Annotated in this window: 22 protein-coding genes and 1 pseudogene; 9 read left to right on the forward strand and 14 right to left on the reverse strand. The window is 69.4% G+C overall.

Annotated elements, in window-relative coordinates; translation table 11 throughout:
• Positions 1–64 precede the first annotated feature (64 nt).
• The gene (locus F4562_RS35575) at positions 65–1,063 is read right to left on the reverse strand and encodes an MFS transporter (RefSeq protein WP_312872209.1); all 999 of its coding nucleotides are present in this window, start codon (positions 1,061–1,063) and stop codon (positions 65–67) included.
• Here F4562_RS35575 and F4562_RS35580 point away from each other — a divergent pair.
• Positions 983–1,843 carry a helix-turn-helix transcriptional regulator gene (locus F4562_RS35580; protein WP_184546444.1) on the forward strand — a complete coding sequence of 287 codons (861 nt, stop codon included), beginning with the start codon at positions 983–985 and terminating at the stop codon, positions 1,841–1,843. The two genes, F4562_RS35575 and F4562_RS35580, sit on opposite strands and share 81 nt — an antisense overlap.
• Positions 1,844–2,029: 186 nt before the next feature.
• Here F4562_RS35580 and F4562_RS33515 read toward each other — a convergent pair whose 3' ends face one another.
• Positions 2,030–2,536: a cupin domain-containing protein gene (locus tag F4562_RS33515; RefSeq protein ID WP_184546443.1), complete on the reverse strand. Its 507-nt coding sequence runs from the start codon at positions 2,534–2,536 to the stop codon at positions 2,030–2,032.
• A 552-nt stretch (positions 2,537–3,088) separates the two neighbouring features.
• Here F4562_RS33515 and F4562_RS36565 point away from each other — a divergent pair.
• Together F4562_RS36565 and F4562_RS35585 are read left to right on the forward strand one after the other, a co-directional pair.
• The gene (locus F4562_RS36565) at positions 3,089–3,547 is read left to right on the forward strand and encodes a hypothetical protein (RefSeq protein WP_184546839.1); all 459 of its coding nucleotides are present in this window, start codon (positions 3,089–3,091) and stop codon (positions 3,545–3,547) included.
• Positions 3,496–4,593 carry an IS3 family transposase gene (locus F4562_RS35585; RefSeq protein WP_184546790.1) on the forward strand — a complete coding sequence of 366 codons (1,098 nt, stop codon included), beginning with the start codon at positions 3,496–3,498 and terminating at the stop codon, positions 4,591–4,593. Before F4562_RS36565 ends, F4562_RS35585 begins: the two co-directional genes overlap by 52 nt.
• Positions 4,594–4,674: 81 nt before the next feature.
• Here F4562_RS35585 and F4562_RS33530 read toward each other — a convergent pair whose 3' ends face one another.
• Entirely contained in the window at positions 4,675–5,730 is a 1,056-nt protein-coding gene (locus F4562_RS33530; RefSeq protein ID WP_184854805.1) for a WD40 repeat domain-containing protein, read from the reverse strand.
• A gap of 76 nt (positions 5,731–5,806) precedes the next feature.
• On the opposite strand from F4562_RS33530, the pseudogene F4562_RS33535 reads away from it, so the two are divergent.
• The 3 genes and pseudogenes from F4562_RS33535 (at position 5,807) to F4562_RS33545 (ending at position 9,174) form a co-directional block, all read left to right on the forward strand.
• Positions 5,807–6,828, forward strand: a pseudogene (locus F4562_RS33535) (IS5 family transposase).
• Between the two features lie 388 nt (positions 6,829–7,216).
• Positions 7,217–7,684 (forward strand): MarR family winged helix-turn-helix transcriptional regulator, encoded by a 468-nt coding sequence (locus F4562_RS33540; protein WP_221207924.1) that lies wholly within the window; start codon positions 7,217–7,219, stop codon positions 7,682–7,684.
• A gap of 68 nt (positions 7,685–7,752) precedes the next feature.
• Positions 7,753–9,174 (forward strand): carboxylesterase/lipase family protein, encoded by a 1,422-nt coding sequence (locus F4562_RS33545; RefSeq protein ID WP_184548556.1) that lies wholly within the window; start codon positions 7,753–7,755, stop codon positions 9,172–9,174.
• Between the two features lie 169 nt (positions 9,175–9,343).
• On the opposite strand, the gene F4562_RS33550 is transcribed toward F4562_RS33545, so the two are convergent.
• On the reverse strand, positions 9,344–10,099 hold the full coding sequence (locus F4562_RS33550; RefSeq protein WP_184548554.1) for a DeoR/GlpR family DNA-binding transcription regulator: 756 nt from the start codon (positions 10,097–10,099) through the stop codon (positions 9,344–9,346).
• A gap of 49 nt (positions 10,100–10,148) precedes the next feature.
• On the opposite strand from F4562_RS33550, the gene F4562_RS33555 reads away from it, so the two are divergent.
• On the forward strand, positions 10,149–10,511 hold the full coding sequence (locus tag F4562_RS33555) for a DUF4406 domain-containing protein (protein ID WP_184548552.1): 363 nt from the start codon (positions 10,149–10,151) through the stop codon (positions 10,509–10,511).
• Positions 10,512–10,818: 307 nt separating this feature from the next.
• Here F4562_RS33555 and F4562_RS33560 read toward each other — a convergent pair whose 3' ends face one another.
• From F4562_RS33560 to F4562_RS33575, 4 genes are read right to left on the reverse strand one after another with little or no spacing between them, the layout of a single operon-like run.
• Entirely contained in the window at positions 10,819–11,328 is a 510-nt protein-coding gene (locus F4562_RS33560; protein ID WP_184548550.1) for a GNAT family N-acetyltransferase, read from the reverse strand.
• Entirely contained in the window at positions 11,325–11,744 is a 420-nt protein-coding gene (locus F4562_RS33565; protein WP_184548548.1) for an arsenate reductase ArsC, read from the reverse strand. The genes F4562_RS33560 and F4562_RS33565 overlap by 4 nt, the downstream gene beginning before the upstream one ends.
• A complete protein-coding gene (locus tag F4562_RS33570) occupies positions 11,741–12,505 on the reverse strand; it encodes an aquaporin (RefSeq protein ID WP_221207923.1) in 765 nt (254 codons plus the stop codon). The genes F4562_RS33565 and F4562_RS33570 overlap by 4 nt, the downstream gene beginning before the upstream one ends.
• Before the next feature lie 17 nt (positions 12,506–12,522).
• Positions 12,523–12,894 carry an ArsR/SmtB family transcription factor gene (locus F4562_RS33575; RefSeq protein ID WP_184548546.1) on the reverse strand — a complete coding sequence of 124 codons (372 nt, stop codon included), beginning with the start codon at positions 12,892–12,894 and terminating at the stop codon, positions 12,523–12,525.
• 90 nt (positions 12,895–12,984) lie between these two features.
• On the opposite strand from F4562_RS33575, the gene F4562_RS33580 reads away from it, so the two are divergent.
• The gene (locus F4562_RS33580) at positions 12,985–13,479 is read left to right on the forward strand and encodes an ArsI/CadI family heavy metal resistance metalloenzyme (protein ID WP_184548544.1); all 495 of its coding nucleotides are present in this window, start codon (positions 12,985–12,987) and stop codon (positions 13,477–13,479) included.
• A 91-nt stretch (positions 13,480–13,570) separates the two neighbouring features.
• Here F4562_RS33580 and F4562_RS36135 read toward each other — a convergent pair whose 3' ends face one another.
• Positions 13,571–13,693: a hypothetical protein gene (locus tag F4562_RS36135; protein WP_260317017.1), complete on the reverse strand. Its 123-nt coding sequence runs from the start codon at positions 13,691–13,693 to the stop codon at positions 13,571–13,573.
• A gap of 134 nt (positions 13,694–13,827) precedes the next feature.
• Between F4562_RS36135 and F4562_RS33585 the strand changes: the two genes are divergently transcribed.
• Positions 13,828–14,460 (forward strand): M24 family metallopeptidase, encoded by a 633-nt coding sequence (locus F4562_RS33585; protein WP_375782504.1) that lies wholly within the window; start codon positions 13,828–13,830, stop codon positions 14,458–14,460.
• 93 nt (positions 14,461–14,553) lie between these two features.
• Here F4562_RS33585 and F4562_RS33590 read toward each other — a convergent pair whose 3' ends face one another.
• Genes F4562_RS33590 through F4562_RS33610 form a run of 5 tightly spaced genes read right to left on the reverse strand, consistent with a single transcriptional unit; the run spans position 14,554 to position 19,510 of the window.
• On the reverse strand, positions 14,554–15,195 hold the full coding sequence (locus F4562_RS33590) for an ABC transporter ATP-binding protein (protein ID WP_184548542.1): 642 nt from the start codon (positions 15,193–15,195) through the stop codon (positions 14,554–14,556).
• Positions 15,183–15,986, reverse strand: coding sequence for an ATP-binding cassette domain-containing protein (locus F4562_RS33595; RefSeq protein ID WP_184548540.1), 804 nt, complete (start codon positions 15,984–15,986; stop codon positions 15,183–15,185). Before F4562_RS33595 ends, F4562_RS33590 begins: the two co-directional genes overlap by 13 nt.
• 7 nt (positions 15,987–15,993) lie before the next feature.
• Entirely contained in the window at positions 15,994–16,839 is an 846-nt protein-coding gene (locus F4562_RS33600) for an ABC transporter permease (protein WP_184548538.1), read from the reverse strand.
• On the reverse strand, positions 16,836–17,804 hold the full coding sequence (locus tag F4562_RS33605) for an ABC transporter permease (protein WP_184548536.1): 969 nt from the start codon (positions 17,802–17,804) through the stop codon (positions 16,836–16,838). The genes F4562_RS33600 and F4562_RS33605 overlap by 4 nt, the downstream gene beginning before the upstream one ends.
• Positions 17,805–17,836: 32 nt before the next feature.
• The gene (locus tag F4562_RS33610) at positions 17,837–19,510 is read right to left on the reverse strand and encodes an ABC transporter substrate-binding protein (protein WP_221207922.1); all 1,674 of its coding nucleotides are present in this window, start codon (positions 19,508–19,510) and stop codon (positions 17,837–17,839) included.
• Positions 19,511–19,898 lie beyond the last annotated feature (388 nt).

Here is a 19,898-nt window from a genome sequence, read left to right on the forward strand (position 1 = left end):
AGAGGATCTCTTTCCCGGCATTTCGCCGGGAGTTGCGAAAGCCCCGGCGTCCGCACGACGTGGCTCACCGCGTCGGCGCGGCGGCGAGCTCGGGTTCGTCGGTTTGGTACGGCTGTGCCGGACGTGCGCGACGCCGAGGGGCGAGGGCGGTGCACGCGGCCGCCGCGAGCGCGACCGAGACGACGGTGACGATCGCGAGGGACAGCATGCTGGCCGCCCCGGCCAGGCCGACGAACGGGGCGGCGACGCCGCCGAAGGCGAAGCGCGCCATGCCCAGCAGCGAGGAGGCGGTGCCCGCCATGTGCGGGTAGCCGGCCAGGGCCAGCGTCGTCGCGGGCGGGGTGGTGGCGGCCACGCCGCTGACCATGACCAGCAGCGACACGACCACCACGGCCAACGGCAGCGCCGACAACCCCGCTGCCAGCAGCCCGAGCGCACCGAGAGCGCACATCACCAGGCCCGCGGCCAGGGTGCCGCGCACGCTCCACCGTTCGCTGCTGCGCCCGGCCAGGTAGCCGAAGACCATGAACCCGGCCGAGTTCAGCCCGAAGGCGAGCGCGTACTGCTGCGGCGACAGACCGTAGATGCCCTGCAGGACATAGGTGGCTCCGGCCAAGTAGGCGAACAGGGCGGCATTGACGAAGCCCTGCAGCAGCACCGCGCCGGTGAACACCCGGTCGGAAAGCAGGCTGCGGAAGTCGCGGCCGGTCTGCGCGAAACCGCCGGTCGTGCGGTTGCCCGACGGCAGGGTCTCCCGGTAGCCGAAGGCGATGAGCGCCAGGATGGCCGCGCCGATTACGGCGAGGAACGTGAACAGACCGCGCCAGTCGGTGACCCTGGCCAGCTGGCCGCCCAGCAGCGGCCCGACGATGGCGGCCAGGCCGCCGAGCACGGTCATGCGGCCGTAGTAGCGGATGAGCTGCCCGCCGAAGTAGAGGTCACGCCCGAGGAGGCCGGCATCCCCGGTGGCTCCAACAGGCGCGTGCCCGGCCTGCGCCGTACCGAGGTCGCCATCCTCGCCGGGGTGAGCGTCGAGTACTACGCCAAACTCGAACGCGGCCAGATCGCCGGTGCGTCCGCGTCCGTTCTGGAGGCGATCGCGCGGGCGCTGCACCTGGACGACACCGAGCGCACCCACCTGTTCGACCTGGCGCGTGCCGCCGACGGTATCCCCGCCTCCGGCCGGCCGCGCCGCCGTGCCACCCGGCAGAGCGCCTCCCGGCCGAGCCTGCACTGGGCGCTGGACGCCATCACCGACGGCATCGCCTTCGTCCGCGACCCGCGCCAGAACCTGCTGGCGGCCAACGCGCTCGGCCGCCGCTTCTACGCGCCCGTCATCGGGGACGGCGGACGCACTCCCAACCTGGCCCGCTTCCAGTTTCTCGACCCCGCCTCACGCGACTTCTACCCCGACTGGGACCTGTTCGCCGAGATGTGCGTCGCGATCATGCGCGCCGAAGCGGGACGCGACCCGCACGACCGCGCCCTGCAGGACCTCGTTGGCGAACTCTCCACCCGAAGCGACACCTTTCGCACCCTGTGGGCCGCGCACGACGTGCGCACCCACGGCACGGGCACCAAGCGCTTCCACCATCCCGAGGTGGGGGAACTCCTGCTCGCCTACGAAGAACTCGCCATCACCGCCGAACCCGGACTCGTGCTCATCATCTACACCACCGAGCCCGGCTCCCCCTCCGCCGAACGCCTGCGCCTGCTCACCTCCCTGGCCGCCGGGCAGCCGACACACGCCGGCGACGAAGCCGCCACCACCTCTCCAGGATCGCGCCTTCGTGGGCATACAGCAGGTCCCGCTGCAGCGCGTGCAGCGACTCGCCCTTGCTGAGCCGGCGGGGGATCTCGCGACGACAAGCGGGGGCGAGAGGAAGACCCCGCCCCGCCCCCGCCCCCGGCTCGATCCCGGCCGGTGCCCGCCGCCGGTCAAGTCCGCTGCCTCGCCGCGCTCGGCGCCGACTGGACAGCCGGCCGCGCACCGGCCGGGCATGCCGTGGGGGCGGGGCCGAGAATCGAATCAGTCCGCCTCCCCCGCGCGAGCCTCTCGCCAGACCGGGCTGTCGAGGAAGTGGTTGTCGAAGCGTTCCTGTGAGGCGAGCAGCTCGTCCAGTGTGGCCTCGCCCCTGCTCAGGCGCGCCAGGAGCCGGAAGTAGTCGAACCTCTCGATCCCGGGGGTGATGACGATCAGCAGATCGGCACCGGCGCCCGGTGCGGCTCCGAAGGCGTGCGGCATGTTCGGCGGGACGACGACCAGGTCGCCCTCCCCCGCCGTCACGACACGCTCGCCCGCGAGGATCTGAACCTCGCCGTCGAGGACGTAGAACAGCTCCGACGCACTCGTGTGGTGGTGCGGAAGCGCGCCGTCGGCACCCCGCGCCAGCGTCACACGCATGGTGCTGAGCGCGCCGCCGGTGGTGCTGGAGTCAGCCAGAAGCGTGAGGTTGACGGCGGACTGCTCGACGACCTCGGCGTCCGCGGCGCGCACCAGGACGGCGTCCCGATCGACCGGTGATACGAGCGACATATCGGCCTTCTTTCAAGATATTTAATTACACGCCAGATAGTACGGCGCGGAACCACCTGATCAGGAAACACTCCGGCGCGCAGTCCAGGGAGCGGGCTTTGATTGATGACACCAGATGGCGGTGAATTCGAGCGTTGAGAAGTCGGGCGACGGGTTCTGGTCGGCGGTCTCCCAGTACAGCATGGTCTCGTACAGCCGTCGTCCCAGCAGATGGACGTCGGCCTTGCGTACCTTGTCGGTGGCGAGGTTGAAGACCTCCTCGTCGAGTGCCGTTCAGTCGAAGCCGCCGTCCGGTCCGATGACGTAGCCGTCCAGCGACACGGCCATTGAGTAGGTCACGCTGCGCATCAGAAGTCCTCCCCGGTAACGGGTTCAACGGTGCGAGCTCCGGACGCCGCACCCAGACTGTTGCACTGATCACTGACAGTTTTCCGCGCGCAACACACGCCGTACGGCGATGCCACCGGCCCCTCTCTGTCAGTCTCCTGTGAGACAGGGGACGCATGAGTCCTTCTGATGTGAAGCAGGGCGCGAGACAGGACGATCAAGACAGTGACGATGACCCTCGCCGACCAGACCGCCATGACCGGGCAGGATGGTCGCGTGACCGAACAGCAGCCGGGCCGGCCCAAGCGGCGCACCTTCACCAAGGCCTACAAGGCGCGGATCCTGGCGGCCTTCGACGCCCTGCCCGAGGGCAGCGCCGAGCGCGGCGCCCTGCTGCGCAAGGAACGGCTGTACCACTCCCACATCGAGCACTGGCGCAAGCAGGCCGAAAACGGCACCCTGGCCGCCTCGACGGGAAAGCCGGTGAAAAGCGCCGAGGCCGAGGAGATGGCCCTGCTGCGGGCCGAGAACAAGAAGCTCAAGGCCGAGGCGGCCAAGCTCGAAGCCCGCAACGAGAAACTCGCCGGCGAACTCGGAAAGACCAGAACGGCCCTGGACATCGCGGGAAAAGCATTCGCGCTGCTGCAGGACATCTCAAGCAGCGCGGACTCCGGCAAGAGCTGAACCGGGTCCTCGATGAATACTTCCCCGACCTGGAGAAGTCGCTCGGTACGGCCAGAGCATGTGCGGTCCTCGGCACATCCCGGGCCACGCTGCATCGGCACCGCAACCCCGCCCCGCCCCGGCTGGGGCCGCGCCGGCCGTTTCACCACCCGGCCGAGTTGACCGAGCAGGAGCGCGCCCAGGCGCTGGCGGTGCTGGACTCGCCCCGCTTCGCCGACAAGTCCCCGGGCCAGGTGTGGGCCACCCTGCTGGACGAGGGCGTCTACCTGTGCTCGCAGGCCACCATGTACCGGTTGCTGCGGATGCGCGGCACCTCGGGTGAGCGCCGCGCCCAGGCCGTCCACCCGGCCCGCAAGAAACCCGAGCTGACCGCCGACGGCCCGAACCAGGTGTGGTCATGGGACATTACGAAACTGAAAGGCCCGACGCGCGGGGTCCATTACCTGCTGTACGTCATCCTCGATATCTTCTCGCGGAAAGTCATCTGGTGGGAGATCTGGCCCACCGAGACCGGCGTTCTCGCCAAGGAGTTCATCGAGCACGCGATCGCCGCCAACGACGGGATCGCTCCGGAAGCGATCCACGCCGACCGCGGTACCGCGATGACGTCGAACACCGTCTCCGGGCTGCTGGCGCTGCTGGGTATCGACCAGTCCCATTCCCGGCCGCGTGTGTCCAACGACAACCCGTATTCCGAAGCGCAGTTCAAGACGCTCAAGTACTGTCCGGCGTTCCCGGGCGAGTTCGGGTCCATCGAGGACGCGAACGTCTTCTGCGGGCAGTTCTTCCGGTACTACAACACCGAGCACCGCCATTCCGGGATCGGGATGCACACCCCGGCGTCGGTGCACGACGGCTCGGCACTCGAGATTCAGGCTCGGCGGGCCGCGACCCTGAACGCGGCGTTCCTGGCGCATCCCGAGCGGTTCCGTGGTCGGCGGCCGAGTCCGCCTCCGCTGCCCTCCCGGGTGTGGATCAACAAGCCGTCGACGGGTCTTGAAGCCGGCGAAGCCGCGGCCTCAGCACAGACACCGAACGTGGCTTGATGTCTCAACAGGTTTGACAGGTACCGGGCCGTCGGCAACAGGGGTTCCGGTACCACCGGAACCCCTTGAAGTGGTGATGATCTACTGGGTCAGCGGGGTCGGCCACCACCTCACGCTTTTGTCGCGGCTGCCGGTGGCGAGGAGTCTGCCGTCCGGGCTGAAGGCCACCGAGGTGACAAAGTGGGTGTGGCCGACGAGGGGGACGATGGTTTTGCGGCGGGCCACGTCCCACACCCGCACCATATTGTCGAAGCCGCCGGCGGCGAGGGTTTTGCCGTCCGGGCTGAAGGCCACCGACTCGATCCCGATGGCGTATTCGAGGGTGGCGACGGTTTTGCGGCGGGCCACGTTCCACAACTTCACGCTGTGGTCGGCGCTGCCGGTCGCGAGGAGTCTGCCGTTCGGGCTGAAGGCCACCGAGTGGACCGAGCTGGTGTGGCCGGTGAGGGTGGCGACGGTTCTACGGTGGGCCACGTTCCACAGCCGCACCGTGTCGTCGAAGTTGCCGGTGGCGAGGAGTCTGCCGTTCGGGCTGAAGGCCACCGAGGTGACAGCGGCGGCGTGGTTGGTGGCGTGGTTGGTGAGGGTGGCGACGGTGTTGCGGCGGGCCACGTCCCACAGCCGCACCGTGTCGTCGGAGCCGCCGGTGGCGAGGAGTCTGCCGTCCGGGCTGAAGGCCACCGAGTAGACCAAGTCGGTGTGGCCGGTGAGGGTGGCGACGGCGTTGCGGCGGGCCACGTCCCACAGCCGCACCGCACCTTCGAAGCTGCCGGTGGCGAGGAGTCTGCCGTCCGGGCTGAAGGCCACCGAGTAGACCAAGTCGGCGCGGCGGGGGAGGATGGCAACGGGTTTGCGGCGGGCCACGTCCCACAGCCGCACCGTGTCGTCGCGGCCGGCGGTGGCGAGGAGTCTGCCGTCCGGGCTGAAGGCCACCGAGTAGACCCAGTCGGTGTGGCCGGTGAGGGGGGCGGCGCTCGGTGTGGGGGGCTCGGCGTGGGGGGGATCGTCGAAAGTGCGGGTGAGGGCGATCGCGGTCGGCGCGTCGATGATGGCCAGGGCGCCGAGCCCGCCCAGCCCGCCCAGGAGCAGGGTCCGGCGAGACAGCGGCCGGCGCTGCTGCGGAGGGGTCGTATTCACCCCCCTAGGAGCTGTTTGGGGTTCGGATCTAGGTGGGGTCCGGTGGTGAGCCGGCCGCGGCTGGTAGAACTCGGACGTGGCGCGCTTTGATGTGACGGATGCCGAGTGGGCGTTGATCGAGCCGTGTCTGCCGGTGGCGGCCACCGGGCCGCTGCCGCGGCGGATGCGTGATCAGTTCAACGGGATCCTGTGGCGGTTTCGCACCGGGTCGGGCTGGCGTGATGTCCCGGAACGCTACGGGCCCTGGTCCACGCTCTACTCCCGGTTCAACGGCTGGGCCAGGGCCGGGGTGTTCCAGGCTCTGATGGACGCGTTGATCGCCGAGGCCGCATCGCGCGGGCAGGTCGGGCTGGAGCTGGTCAGCGTGGACTCCACGATCGTGCGGGCGCATCAGGAGTCGGCCGGGCTGGCGGTGGCCGGGGAGACCCTGGATGCGCTGGAGCAGGCCCTGACCGAGGAAAAGGGGGCTCCGCTGCCGGAGCAGCCGCCGGTGCTGCGGGTGATGCGCCGCAGGTCGCCCTCGGCGCGGACGGCGCGGACGCGTCGTCGGACCAAGATCGTGCCGCGCTGCGGCGACGCCGCAGGGCCCGGGCCAAGGCTGCCGGGCTCGGCCGATCCCGGGGCGGGCTGAGCAGCAAGGTCCATGCCGCGGTCGACGCCGCCGGGCTGCCGCTGGCTTTCGTGCTCACACCCGGGCAGGCCGCCGACTGCCCGCAGTTCATCACCGTCGTGGACAAGATCCGCGTTCCCGGTCCGGTCGGCCGGCCCCGCACCCGGCCGGACGCGGTCGCCGCGGACAAGGCGTACTCGTCCCGCGCCAACCGCGCCTACCTGCGCAAACGCCATGTCAAGGCGGTCATCCCAGAGAAGAAGGACCAGGCCGCCAACCGCAAGAAGAAAGGCAGCCGGGGCGGCCGGCCCGTCAGCCACGACATCGGCCTGTACAAGGAGCGCAACACCGTTGAACGCTGCTTCCAGAAGATCAAGGCCTGGCGTGGTCTGGCGACCCGTTACGACAAAGCCCCGGAAAGCTACGAGGCCGGACTCCACCTTCGAGGCTCGATCATGTGGCTGAAGCTCCTCACCTCAACCGCATGATCCGAACCCCGAACAGCTCCTAGCTGTAGAAGATCACACTTGAGATTATCTTGAAGGTGCTTGCCTTACGGCCCGGGACTCCCAAGTTGCGGCCAGGGGCAAAGGAGGAGTCCGACCGGACAGAACGAACGTTCCGTCCGGTCACCGGAACCGCATCGTCCCAGTTCACGGCTCCGACTCCGGCCGCTTCGCCGATCTGGTCCCCGATGCCGAGGGACGGGCCGCCGGAATCCTGCTTAGGCGAGCAGTGCGGAAACCCGCGCCGAGCTGGATCCACCCACCTACTTCGCCCCTGGCCGCAGCCTCGGGAGTCCTGAGCCGAGACGCTCGTTTTGACTCCGTCCGGAAAACCGTTATGGTTCATAACGTTATGAGTAGTAACGAAAATATGTTCGATGACGAGAGTGGGCCGCCCGAGGAGCTGAGCCGGTGGACCGGCTTCCTGCTGAACTGGGTCGCCGCTCAGGCCCGTGAGGCGTACGAACAGGTCGTGGCGCAGGTCGGGCTGAAGCCGCAGCACCTGGGGGTGCTCACCCAGATCCGGCACGGCCCGATGATCCAGTCACGGCTCAGCGACCGGCTGCAGGTTTTCAAGCCCGCCATGGTCACCCTTGTCAACGAGCTGGAGGCGATGGGGCTGGCACAGCGGCGGCCTCATCCGAGCGACCGTCGTGCCGTCGAGGTGCACATCCTCCCGGCCGGCCTGGAGAAGGTCCAGGAGGTCGACCGGCTCAGCGAGCGCGCCTCCGGCGAGTTCTTCGGCCCGCTGACCCCCGAGGAGCGGCAGACCCTGCACGACCTGCTCGCCAAGCTCGCCAAGGACGGTCCGGCCGGCCGCCGGAGGATCCCCCGATGACCCGGAGCACCTCGCGACCGAGCGGCCATCGGACCGCGGACGCCGGGAACCCTTCCCAGGAGGAACACATGCACGACACTGTGAAGACCCGGCATGGCCTGGTTCGCGGCCGCGCGCACGACGGCGTCGTCGCGTTCAAGGGCATCCCGTACGCCGCGGCGCCTCATGGCGCGCGGCGGTTCCTGCCGCCACAGCCACCCGCGTCCTGGGACGGGGTACTCGAGGCCGACGCCTTCGGCAGCGCGCCGCCGCAACGCCCGCCGGCGCCGGGAGTGCCGGCGGTGTGGCAGCCCGGCGACGGCCTGGATTGTCTGACGGTGAACGTGTGGACCGCGTCCCCGGACGTGGACGCGAGCCTGCCCGTGATGGTGTGGATCTACGGCGGCCACTGGAGCCACGGCGCCTCGTCGATGCCCCACTACGACGGTTCCGTCCTCGCCCGATCCGGCGTGGTCGTGGTCAGCTTCAACTATCGCACCGGCTTCGAAGGCTTCGGCCACCTGCCCGGCACTCCTGACAACCGTGGCCTGCTCGACCAACTCGCCGCGCTCGCCTGGACCCAGGACAACATCGCCGCCTTCGGCGGGGACCCCGGCAACGTCACCGTCTTCGGCCAGTCCGCCGGTGCCGCCTCCGCCGCCCTGCTCGCCGCGGCGCCGGCGGCCACCGGGCTGTTCCGGCGGTGCATCCTGCAGAGCCTGCCCGCCGGTTACCTGACCGTGCCCCACGCGCGGCAGGTCACCGAACGGCTCGCCGCGGCCACCGGTGCCGCCCCCACCAGGGACGGCCTGGCCGCGCTCCCCCCGCAGGCCCTGCTGGAAGTGCCGGACGGGCAGCTGACCGGCGGGCGTCCCGGCGGCGCGTTCGCCCCGGTCATCGACGGCGACCTGGTCACCGCGACCCCCTGGCAGGCCCTCGCCGACGGGCGGGCCCGCGACCTCGACCTGCTCTGCGGTTTCACCCACGAAGAAGCTCGCGGCTTCCCGCTCGCACCCCCCTCGACGCGAATCGACCTGACGGCCGTGGCCGCCGGATTCGGCCTCGCCCCCGACGCCGTCCTCGCCTATCGTGCCGCCGCCCCCGGTGTCTCCACCGCCGAGGTGTTCACGACGCTGATGTCCGACGCCTTGGTGCGCATGCCCACCACCCGAACCGCCGACGCACACGCGCGAGCAGGCGGCCGTACCTGGTTGTACGACTTCGCCTGGCAAGGACCCGTCGGGGCCGCCCACGGCATCGATCTCCCCTTCGTCTTCGGCCTGCCCGACACCCGCTACGCCGCCCGTTTCCTCGGCAGCCCGCCTCCGGCCGACTTCGCCACCCTCTCCGGGCGGATCCGCACCGCCTGGATCTCGTTCGCCGCCACCGGCGACCCGGGATGGCCGCCCTACGACGTCGAGACGGGCCACACCCGGATCTGGAACACTCACCCCCTCGACACCGGCTATCCCCTCCCCGACTCCCGCCGCGTCTGGAGCCATGGGTCGTGAGGGAGGCGACGGGACACGGAGCCGTCGGGGCCCAGGTCAGCGGCGGCGACGCCGTCGGCGTATCGCGACGCTGCCGCGAAGGAGCGGGCCGGAAGTCCGGCAGGGGAGGCCGGCGCGCCGGACCGACGGGGGCGGGCCGGTGTGATGTCCGGACGCCCCGCAGCGGGCGTCACGGAGCATGGACGACCGGCACCTCCAGCGCCCGCACCGTCGGGTTGTCCGCGTTCGCGTCGGTGACCACCCCGGCGACCTCGGACAACGGCAGCACGGTGAACCGGGACGCGGTGCCGATCTTCTCCGAGCTCGCCAGCACGTAGGTGTCGGCGGCCTGGTGCGCCAGGGCACGCTTCATCGCGGCCTCGTCGGCGTCGCCGGTGGTCAGCCCCGCCTCGGGATGCACGCCGGTGACGCCGAGCAGGAAGAGGTCGGCGTGCAGTCGCAGTCCGCGCACTGCCTCCATGGCGGCGGCTCCGCAGGTGACCATCGAGTGCTTGAACAGCCGTCCGCCGATCAGGTAGACCTCCACGTCCCGGTGGTCGGCCAGTGCGCTCGCCACGGTCGGGCTGTGCGTCACGACGGTGGCCCGCAGGTCGAGGGGCAGCGCGTGGGCGACGGCCAGCGCGGTCGTGCCGCCGTCGAGGATCGCCGTGCTGTCCGGCTCGACCAGTGCGGCCGCGGCGGCCGCCACCCGCTGCTTGCCGGACATCTGGACGTCCCGGCGCGCGGCGTAGTCGGCGATCGCCGGCGAGACGGGCAGCGCGCCGCCGTACACGCGCTGGCACAGGCCCGCCGCCGCGAGGTCGCGCAGGTCACGGCGGATGCTGTCCTCGGAGATGCCGAGTTCGGCGGCGAGGTCCTTGGCGATGATCCGGCCGTCCGTGCGGAGGCGTTCGAGCAACAGGTCACGGCGTTGGGCGGCAAGCATGCACGTTTCTCCTTGTTTTTGCCGAATATTGCACGTTATGGTTGATGCCATGCTAATTCTGATCGCAGGCCCCTACCGCTCGGGCACCGGTGACGACCCGGAACTGATGGCACGCAACCTGGCCAGGCTGGAGGAGGCGGCATGGCCGATCTTCCGCAGCGGTCACATCCCGATGATCGGAGAGTGGGTCGCGCTGCCCGTGCTGCGCGGCGCGGGCGGCACCGGGCCGGCCGATCCGGTCGCCGAGCAGATCATGTACCCCACCGCCGAACGCCTGCTGCGGCACTGCGACGCGGTGCTAAGGCTGCCCGGCGAGTCCACCGGCGCCGACCAGGACGTACGGATCGCCCGCGAGCGCGGACTGCCCGTCTACCACCGGATCGAGGACATCCCCGGCTACCAGGCCGCCTAGAACCGGCGCTCCACCAGGTTCAGCCAGGATGAGCCGGTCGAGGTGAAGTGCAGGTGGAGCGGTCACTTCTCGATCCTCTCGGGCCTGCCGTGCGGCTCTGCACGCTGCCCGGCCGGGTCTGGCCCGGGCCCTAGCGGCGTACCGGGCGGTCGGGCGGGCGATGGCGGGAACGGGCCCGTCAGTGGCTGACCGGGGCGAGGTCGGCTGCCCGCACCGGCACGGCCGGTCGGCCTTGGGGATTGGCTGAGTGCAGAAATCAGCGGTAAGGCGAATCCGTCGAGCGGATGCGCTGAGCGGTGAGGGGTGTTCAGGAGATGACGGGGCTGCGGCGTTCGATCAGCACGACGTCGCGCCATACGTCGTGGTGGCGGCCGAGGCGCGTCCGGGTGCCGATGACGCGGAATCCGACCCGGGCGTGCAGGGCGAGGCTGGCGGTGTTCTCGGGGAAGATCCCGGACTGGATCGTCCAGATTCCCGCGGCCTCGGTGGAGGTAATCAGCGCCGCGAGGAGGGCTGTGCCGACGCCGCGGCCGCGGGCAGCGGGGTGGACGTAGACGGAGTGCTCGACCACGCCGGCGTAGGCGCAGCGGTCGGAGACCGCGACCGCCGCGACCCAGCCGAGTACTCGCCCGGCCTCATCCAGGGCGACGTGCCGGTGTCCGGGCAGCTTGGCCGCGTCGAACTGCGGCCAGGTCGGGGCGGTGGTTTCGAAGGTGGCCTGGCCTTCGTCGATGCCGAACTGGTAGATCGCCAGCACCTGGTCGGCGTGCTCGGCCGTCATGGCCGTGATGCGCGGGCCTGCGGCGGTGGTGGTCATGCCTGCTCTGGGGCGGGGGTGATTTCGGCGATCAGGGCGCGGACGCGGGTTTCGATCTCGTCGCGGATCGGGCGGACGGCGTCGATGCCTTGGCCGGCGGGGTCGTCCAGTTGCCAGTCCTCATAGCGCTTGCCGGGGAAGATCGGACAGGCATCGCCGCAGCCCATGGTGATGACCACGTCGCTTGAGCGGACGGCGTCGGTGGTGAGCATCTTGGGGATCTCGGCGGAGATGTCGATTCCGGCCTCGTGCATCGCCTCCACCACGGCCGGGTTCACCGCGTCGGCGGGGGCGGACCCAGCCGATCGGACTTGGACGCGGCCTTGGGTCAGGTGGGTGAGGAACGCGGCGGCCATCTGGGAGCGGCCGGCGTTGTGCACGCAGACGAACAGCACGGACGGGACGGCGGTGCTCATGGGCGGTGACCTCCTTGCTCGGCGAAAGCGGCCGCGACCGGGCCGGCCTCATCAGGGGACCGGCGGGGATCACGAGATGGTGCTGCGGTGGCGAGGGCGGCCGGGCCGAACACGACGGCAGTCAGGCCCAGTCCAGCAGCTGCGCCGACAAGCTGAGCGGCGATGAACGGTGCGACCGAGGTCGGGGCGATGCCCGCGTAGGTGTCGGTGAAGGCTCGGCCGATGGTCACCGCGGGGTTGGCGAAGCTGGTGGAGGAGGTGAACCAGTAGGCCGCCCCGATGTAGGAGGCCACCGAGACGGGCGCGAGATGGGCGCGGCCGGTACGGGCCAGCCCGAATATCAGCACGACCAGCCCGGCGGTCGCCGCGGCCTCGGCCAGCCACAGATGCCCTGCGTACCGTTCCTGGAGCGACCAGTGCACCAGGGGCCGGGCGAACATGGTGTTGGCCAGCACTGCGCCGATGATCGCCCCCGCGATCTGAGCGAATGCGTAGGCGGCCACCTCCCGCAGGGACAGCCCCTGGCCGCTGCGGCGCTCTTGCCACCAGGCGGCCAGCGAGACCAGCGGGTTGAAGTGCGCGCCGGAGACGGGGCCGAACAGAGCGATCAGCACGCCCAGGCCGAAAACGGTGGCCAGGGAGTTGGCCAGCAACGTGATCCCGCCATCCTGGCTGAGCCGGGCTGCCTGGATGCCGGAGCCGACCACTACGGCGACCAGAGCCGCGGCGCCGATCGCCTCGGCGGCCAGGCGCCGCCCCAACGGAACATCTTGAGCTCTCACGTGTGGACTCGCGGCGGGACGGGGGCCTGCAGCAGGGTCGACAGGCGGTTCAATGCGGCGGGCAGCACCCAGTAGTACACCCACGTCCCGCGCCGTTCGGAGTCGACCAGACCGGCTTCCCGCAACACTTTGAGGTGGTGGGAGATCGTGGGCTGGGAGACGTCGAATGGGCCGGTCAGATCGCACACGCACGCCTCGCCGCCCTCGTAGGAGGCGATCAGCGACAGCAGCCGCAGCCGGACCGGATCCGACAGCGCCTTGAACATCCGCGACAGCTCGGCCGCGTCCGTCTCGCCCAGGGGCCGGCGGGCCATCGGCGCGCAGCATCCCTGATCGGGCGGCAGGACCGGCAACGCTTGTTTCGACATACGTCTATGTTGACAGACGTCTAATCAGAATGGCAACCTCACCTGTATCGACAGTCGTCGATACAAAGATGTTCCGGATGGGAGACCGCCATGTCCCGTGTTCAGCTCGCCCTGCGCGTCGCCGACCTGGAAGGATCGATCGCCTTCTACTCCAAGCTGTTCGGCGTCGAGCCGGCCAAGCGCCGTCCCGGCTACGCCAACTTCGCCATCTCCGAGCCCCCGCTGAAGCTGGTCCTGCTCGAAGGCGAGGCCGGCCACGACACCCGCCTGGACCACCTCGGCGTCGAGGTCGAGGCCACCGCCCAGGTGAACGCGGCCGCCCAGCGACTCAAGGACGCCGGGCTGGCCACCTTCGAAGAGAACGACACCTCCTGCTGCTACGCCGTCCAGGACAAGGTCTGGGTCCACGGCCCCGGCGCCGAGCCGTGGGAGGTCTACGTGGTCAAGGCCGACGCCGACACCCTCGGTGCGTCCGCCACCGACTCCGAGGGCCCGCAGGCGCCCTGCGTTTGCGGGCTTGGCGCCGATGAGGCCGTCGGCCAAGCTCAGTCGGCCACTACCAGCGCGAACACCGGCTGCTGCTGACGCTCACAGGAGATCGCCGGGCCCCGCCGCGACGTGCTCGCCGGCGGGGCTTTCCCCTTCCCTGCCGCTTCCCTGCCGCTCATTTCTGCACTCAGCCGATTGCGCAGGCCGGTCGGTCGAGCGGCTCCAGTTCGTCGTCTTCGTCCAGCCCATCGGCGACGTCGAGGGCCAGGGCCTCGCGCAGCCGGCCCAGCTCGCCGGGATGCAGCGCCACGGTGATCCAGTGGCGAGCCGAACCGTTCGCTGTGTTCCCGCCCCCATGGAGTCAAAGGAGTCCTCGCCGTGACCGCGATAATAATACCGGTATAAGTATTGGGGACCGATTGAGGCAGGGAGTCGCAGCACATTGTGGAGATCAAGACCGATGCCGCGATGGACGCGATGCGGGAAGCCGGGCGCGTGGTGGCCCGTGCCCTGGCCGCGGTCCAGAAAGCGGCCGGCGTCGGGGTGTCCCTGCAGGAACTCGACGAGGCGGCCCGCGCGGTTCTGGCCGAGGCGGGGGCCGGTTCCCCATTCCTCGGGTACCGGCCGTCCTTCGCCCCGGTCCCCTTCCCCGCCGTGATCTGCACCATCGACACCGTCGCCCGCAGGGCGGGCTGCGGCATGCCCGCCGACTTCGGCGGTCACGGCATCGGCCGCCATATGCATGAAGACCCTCATGTCCCCAACCGTGGCCGCCCCGGCCGCGGCTTCCCCCTCCGCCACGGCCTGGTCCTCGCCATCGAGCCCATGCTCATGGCCGGCGGGCGGAACACCTACCGGACCGGCGCCGACGGCTGGACCCTGCGTACCACCGACGGCAGTAGGGCAGCCCACATCGAGCACACCGTCGCCATCACCGACCAGGGTCCTCGCATTCTGACGTTGCCCTCGCCCGGTGCGAACTGGGCCTGCACCGCACTCACGAGCGAGTCCCACAGAGGCAGGCTCGGTGACCGGTCGAGCCCGCAACTCGTCGGCGATCCACAGCGCGCGCCGTAGGTGACTGGCGGTGATCGCCTCGGCCTTGGGAGGTTGTTGAGGAGACAGGGTTCTGAAGGGGTTTTGATGGTCTTGTCCTGTCTCCCCCTGAGCTCAGGCACTCACCGGGGACGAGCCACACCCCGATGGGTCTCGGAAACGTTCGACGGCGATCTGCTCGTCGCAGAGCCGATCGAGCAGCGCCGGCTCATGGCTGATGACGACCATGCCGAGGCCGCGTTCGCGAACGATGCCGCTGAGTGCGTGCCAGATCTGTGCTTGCGTGATCGCGTCGAACATGGCGGTCATCTCGTCGGCGACGAGGTACCTGGTGGCGGGATGAAGCGCGCGGGCGATGCAGAAGCGTTGCAGTTCGCCTCCGGACAGTTCGGCCGGCCAGCGGTCGAGCCACTCGCTCCTGACACCGAGCAGATCGAGCGTCTCCTGAGGCACTTCATGTGACTCCCGCAGCACCGACCGCATCCGCCACTTGTGGTTGACCGCCCGTTCGGGATGCTGGTGGATCAGTTGCACCGGCCGGAACCCGCGTTTCGGCAGCGGGACGCCGTCGATCGTGATCTCACCGGACGGTGCCCGGAGGTCTCCCGCCAGGAGCGCGCCGAGCGTCGACTTACCGCTGCCGCTCGGCCCGGTGATGCCTACGACGGTACCGGCCTCCACCCGGAAGGAGGCGTCGCGGTACAACGTCCGCCCGCCCGGATGGCCGTAGCTGAGACCGCTGACTACCAGTGCCAATCCACACCTCCGACGGAGAACCGGTTCTGCGGCAGCGCGCGCCACAGGTCGCGCGCGAAGGGATGGCTGAGCCTGTCGCCTTCCCCGGTGAAGGCGGAGGCGGACTCGACGGTGACGAGGCGCCCGCCGTTCATCACCGCCACCCGCTCGGCCACGGACACCGCCGAGAGGATGTCGTGGGTGATGAGCAGTACGGCGACCCCGGCCGCGGCGAGTTCGCGCAGATGCCGGAGCACCTCCTCGACGGCCTCGGCGTGCAGGCCCGGGGTGGGCTCGTCGGCGATGAGCAGCCGGACGGTGTCCCGGACGCTCGTGGCGAAGAGCACCCGCCTGAGCATCCCCCCGGAGAGCTCGAACGGGTAGAGCCCCGCCACCTCGCTCGCCAGGTCGTAGCGGGCGAACAGCCGGCGTTGCTCCTGACGCGCCGTCTTCGGATCGAGGCCGATCCGCACCTGCTTGCCGACGGGCATCAGCGGATCGAGGTTCATCACCGACTGCGGGATGTACGAGATCTCCCGGCCGAGCGTCCGCCGCCGCCTGGCGGCGGTCAGCCGCTCACCGCGGAATCGGATCTCCCCCGTGACGTCGGCGTTGCGCGGCAGGATGCCGAGGATCGCCTGCGCGAGCAGGGTCTTTCCGGATCCGCTCGCGCCGATGACCGCCAGGACCTCCCCCTCACGGACCTCGAGATCCAGGTCGGCGACCCCGGTGACCGTTCGCGTGCGCAACCTGCTCGCGTACTGGATGAAACTGACGTTGAGCTCGGAGACCGTCAGGATCGGTGTGCTCATCTGGCCCTCATCCGTTCGATGTCGCCGGGTCGAGCAAGGTGCGCACCCGGTCGCCGAGTCGCGCGAAGCTGAGCACGACCAGCAGAAGCGTGAGACCGGGGAACACCGCGAGCCACCACATCCCGCTTGAGATGTGCGGCATCCCCTCAGACAGGAGGATGCCGATCGCAGGCGTCTGCGGCGAGAACCCGAACCCGAGAAAAGTGAGCGCGGCCTCATGCAGGATCACGTGCGGGAACATGAGGACGAATCCCACCAGGAGCTGAGGCAGCACGAGCGGCAGGACGTGCCGCCACGCGATGAAGAGCGGCGACCTGCCGAGTCCGCGTGAGACGAGGATGAACTCCGCGCCGCGGATCTGCTTCACATCGGCTCTGACCAGCAGCGCGAGCGACATCCAGTGGGTGAACGCTATGCCCAGGACGATGCCCGGGATCCCGCCTCCGACGGTGAAGGCGAGCAGCACCATGAAGATCAGGTGCGGGACGCCGATGGAGAGATCGATGAGCCATGAGACGAAGCCGTCGACCCACCTGCCGAGGAGTGCGGCGCACATGCCGAGCACCGCTGAGATCACCGTGCTGATCGCCGCGGTGAGCACGCCGATCCCCAGGGAGAGCGCGAGCCCTTTCACCACTCTCGTGAAGAGGTCGCGACCGAGATGATCGGTCCCGAACGGGTGCTCGAAACCCGGCGGTGACAACCGCATCGCGGAGTTCGGCCGCAACGAGGCGTCGCTCAAGAAGAGGTGGCCTGCGATGACGCAGGTGGTCAGGAGCACCACGACGGAGAGCGAGACGACGACGTCCCGGCGTCCACGCAGTCGCGGGCGGTGATCGGCCGGCGTGCTCATGCTCTCCTCCGGACCCGCGGGTCGATCGCGGCGTTGACGACCTCCGCGATCAGGTTCCCTGTGAAGACGAACACCGCACTGACCAGCACGATGCCCAGCAGCAGCGGGACGTCGCCGCCGAGTGCGGCCTCGGTCAGGGTGGAGCCGAGACCTGGATAGGAGAACACCGTCTCGGCGAGCACCGAGCCTCCGAAGAGCTCCGCGAAGTATGCGAACTGAAGGGTCACCGCGGGGACCACGGAGTTCCGGAACCCGTGATTGCGGAAGATCTGCGAGTCGCTCTCGCCCCTGGCGCGGGCGAACGCCACATAGTCACTGTTCAGGACATCCGTCATCTTCTCGCGGGTGTGCATGGCGATGTTCGCGACACCGACCGCGGAGAGGGTGATCGCGGGCAGCACGAAATGGTGGATCCGCTGGGCGAACGTGACGTCCGCCGCCGGGACGCCCAGCGGCCCCGCGAGCCCCACGGGGAACCAGCCGAGCCACACGGAGAAGACGATGAGGAAGACGATGCCGAGCCAGAAGGTGGGCGTCGCGGAGAGGGTGTAGCTGTACCACGAGATGACCCGGTCCGCGAGCCGTCCACGGTGCATCGCCGCGGTCGCCCCGAGCAGGTATCCGAGCACCCCCGACATCGTCCAGGCGACCCCCATCAACGCGAGCGACGCCCCGAAGCGGGCACCCATGACGTCGATCACGGGAGCCTTGTAGAGCGTCGAGGTGCCGAAGTCGCCCTGGAGCATCGAGCCGGCCCAGGCGAGGTACTGCTCGACCGGCGAGCGATCCAGGCCCCAGTGCTCGCGAAGCTTCGCCAGCTGCTCGTCGGTGATGTTCACGTCGGCGCCGATGTACGCCTGGATCGGGTCGATCGGCGAGTTGTAGACCAGGGTGAAGGCGAGCACCGAGACCCCGATCAGCAGGGTCCCCAGGCGCAGAACGCGCAGCAGGATCAATCTCGGCATGACAGGCACCGCCCCGATCGCCTTGCGGGCGTTCACTTCTCCCAGCGCCACTGGACCAGGGTGTTGAACAGCGCCCACTCGTGTCCGTGGCCCTGGATCGGCTGGTCGCCGAGGTGCAGCCCGTCGCGTACGAGGTAGAGGTGGTCGATCCGGACGAGCCAGATGATCGGCGCGTCGCCGTCCTCCCCGGCGAAGCCGGCCTTGCCGTCCCACTGTGCCTGCTTCCAGTGCTCGTTCGCCTTATCCTGGGTGGTCGCGGACAGCGCGCGGTCGAGGTGACCGTCGACCGTCGGGTTGGAGTACTGCGGCATGTTGTTGTAGCCGGTGTCGATGGTCTTCGACGAGTACATCGAATACAGCTGGTGCGCATGATGGCGTCCGCCACCCCAGGTCACGGCGTTCGCCTTGCCGTCGATATAGATGCCGTCCCAGGTGCTGCCCCTGGTCGTGATCTCGATGCCGAGCCCGCGCGCCTGGTCCGCCACCACCAGCGCGAGGTCGCTGCGGAGCTTGTCATCCGACGGGTACATCAGGGTGAAGGCGGCCTTGCGTCCGTCCTTCTCCACGATTCCGTCGCCGTCGGAGTCGCGCCAGCCGGCCTCGGCGAGGATGCGCTTGGCGTCCTCGACCCGACCGTCCTCGAACACCGCCTTCTCGTTGAACCATGGGAGACCGTCGACAAGGGTGTAGGCCGGGCGGCCGTGGCCCTGCAACACGATCTTGGTGATCTCCTCACGATCGAGGCCGATGTTCAGCGCCTGGTGGATCGCCGGGTTCGCGGTCACGTCGTTGCCGACCGCGACGTCATTGCCCTGGATCTTGCCCTTGTTGCCGGCCGGCAGCGTCGGCAGGGACAGGCCGCGGGAGTCGACGGTTTCGAAGCTCTGCAGCGTCATTCCGGCGATTCGCTGGTCCGCGAAGGTCGGCGGGACGTACGCGATGTCGACGGACCCGGCCCTCGCGGCGGCGAGCGCCGCGTCCTCACCGAGGAAGAGGAAGGTGAGCTTGTCGAACTCCGGCCGCTGCCCGTACCAGTGAGGGTTCGTCTTGAGGATGAGCTGCTGCCCCTGCTGGTAGTCGACGACGGTGTACGGGCCGGACCCGATCGGGTCCTTCGAGTAGTCCGCGTCGTAATGCTTGGCGGGCAGGATCGGGATCTCCGAGAGCTGGCTGACGAAGGTCGATCGTGGCTCTTTCAGGTGGAACTCGACACGGGACTCGTCGGTGGCGTCGATCCGGTCGACGAACGTCAGGTCGAACCGCGTGCCGTCCTTCTTCAGCGTCTCGTAGGTGAAGACGACGTCCTGGGCGGTGACCGGCTCACCGTTCGACCAGCGGGCGTTGTCCCGAAGCGTGAAGCTCCAGGTCATCGCGTCGTCGCTCACGGAGTACTTGGAGGCCAGGTCGCCGACGAAGTTGACGTCCTCATCGACGGTGAGCAGCGAGCTGTGGATCAGCCGGATCTGCGCCGGCCTGGAACCCCAGCCCTTCAACGGGTCGAACTCGCCACCGGTGACGTCCCCGACGGCGATGACGAGATCGGTGCCGCGGCTCTGCCGTTCACTCAGGGATGGCGCGCTCTCACCTCCCCGTCCCCACCGCGTCGCGACACCGACAGTCGCCCCCACGACCACGATGAGCACCAACGCTGTGGCGATCCATGCGCGCTTGGCCTTGCTGGGCGGCGGTTCCTCATCCTGGGGCACGGGGGCAACCTCGGTTTCCAACGGTCGTGATGAAGGGATGGTCGCCGACGAACAGGCAACGATGGATCAATATACTGATAATCATTATCATTCCTCAAGTTGAGGTGTTCGGTATGCCTGTACCGGCGCGGGTGCCTGCCACCGGCTGCGGCGAGACCCCGGACATGTCGCACACCGTGTGTCCCGGCAGGAGGGACGCACGCTTGAGGCCGACGACAGGACCGTGTTCCGGCTGTGGCAGCCGCGGTCACCCGACGACACGCGGTCTGTCGAAGCCGAGACGGTCGCCGAACCCCTGTCGGGAACACGTCCCGGGACGCCGGGGGCAGGACCCTTCGGGGAACGGATGACCGGCGAGGACTCCGGGCCGTTTCGGGAGCGGATGACG

This window comes from Streptosporangium becharense, from assembly GCF_014204985.1.
Taxonomy (GTDB): domain Bacteria; phylum Actinomycetota; class Actinomycetes; order Streptosporangiales; family Streptosporangiaceae; genus Streptosporangium; species Streptosporangium becharense.

What these genes read in the sequence shown, in the direction of transcription:
- F4562_RS33580 (WP_184548544.1), top strand. Translation starts at nt 12,985, where the DNA reads ATGTCCCGTGTTCAGCTCGCCCTGCGCGTCGCCGACCTGGAAGGATCG.
- F4562_RS33605 (WP_184548536.1), bottom strand. Translation starts at nt 17,804, where the DNA reads ATGCCGAGATTGATCCTGCTGCGCGTTCTGCGCCTGGGGACCCTGCTG.
- F4562_RS33555 (WP_184548552.1), top strand. Translation starts at nt 10,149, where the DNA reads ATGCTAATTCTGATCGCAGGCCCCTACCGCTCGGGCACCGGTGACGAC.
- F4562_RS33515 (WP_184546443.1), bottom strand. Translation starts at nt 2,536, where the DNA reads ATGTCGCTCGTATCACCGGTCGATCGGGACGCCGTCCTGGTGCGCGCC.
- F4562_RS33600 (WP_184548538.1), bottom strand. Translation starts at nt 16,839, where the DNA reads ATGAGCACGCCGGCCGATCACCGCCCGCGACTGCGTGGACGCCGGGAC.
- F4562_RS33545 (WP_184548556.1), top strand. Translation starts at nt 7,753, where the DNA reads ATGCACGACACTGTGAAGACCCGGCATGGCCTGGTTCGCGGCCGCGCG.
- F4562_RS33595 (WP_184548540.1), bottom strand. Translation starts at nt 15,986, where the DNA reads ATGAGCACACCGATCCTGACGGTCTCCGAGCTCAACGTCAGTTTCATC.
- F4562_RS33575 (WP_184548546.1), bottom strand. Translation starts at nt 12,894, where the DNA reads ATGTCGAAACAAGCGTTGCCGGTCCTGCCGCCCGATCAGGGATGCTGC.
- F4562_RS33550 (WP_184548554.1), bottom strand. Translation starts at nt 10,099, where the DNA reads ATGCTTGCCGCCCAACGCCGTGACCTGTTGCTCGAACGCCTCCGCACG.
- F4562_RS33540 (WP_221207924.1), top strand. Translation starts at nt 7,217, where the DNA reads ATGTTCGATGACGAGAGTGGGCCGCCCGAGGAGCTGAGCCGGTGGACC.
- F4562_RS33560 (WP_184548550.1), bottom strand. Translation starts at nt 11,328, where the DNA reads ATGACCACCACCGCCGCAGGCCCGCGCATCACGGCCATGACGGCCGAG.
- F4562_RS33565 (WP_184548548.1), bottom strand. Translation starts at nt 11,744, where the DNA reads ATGAGCACCGCCGTCCCGTCCGTGCTGTTCGTCTGCGTGCACAACGCC.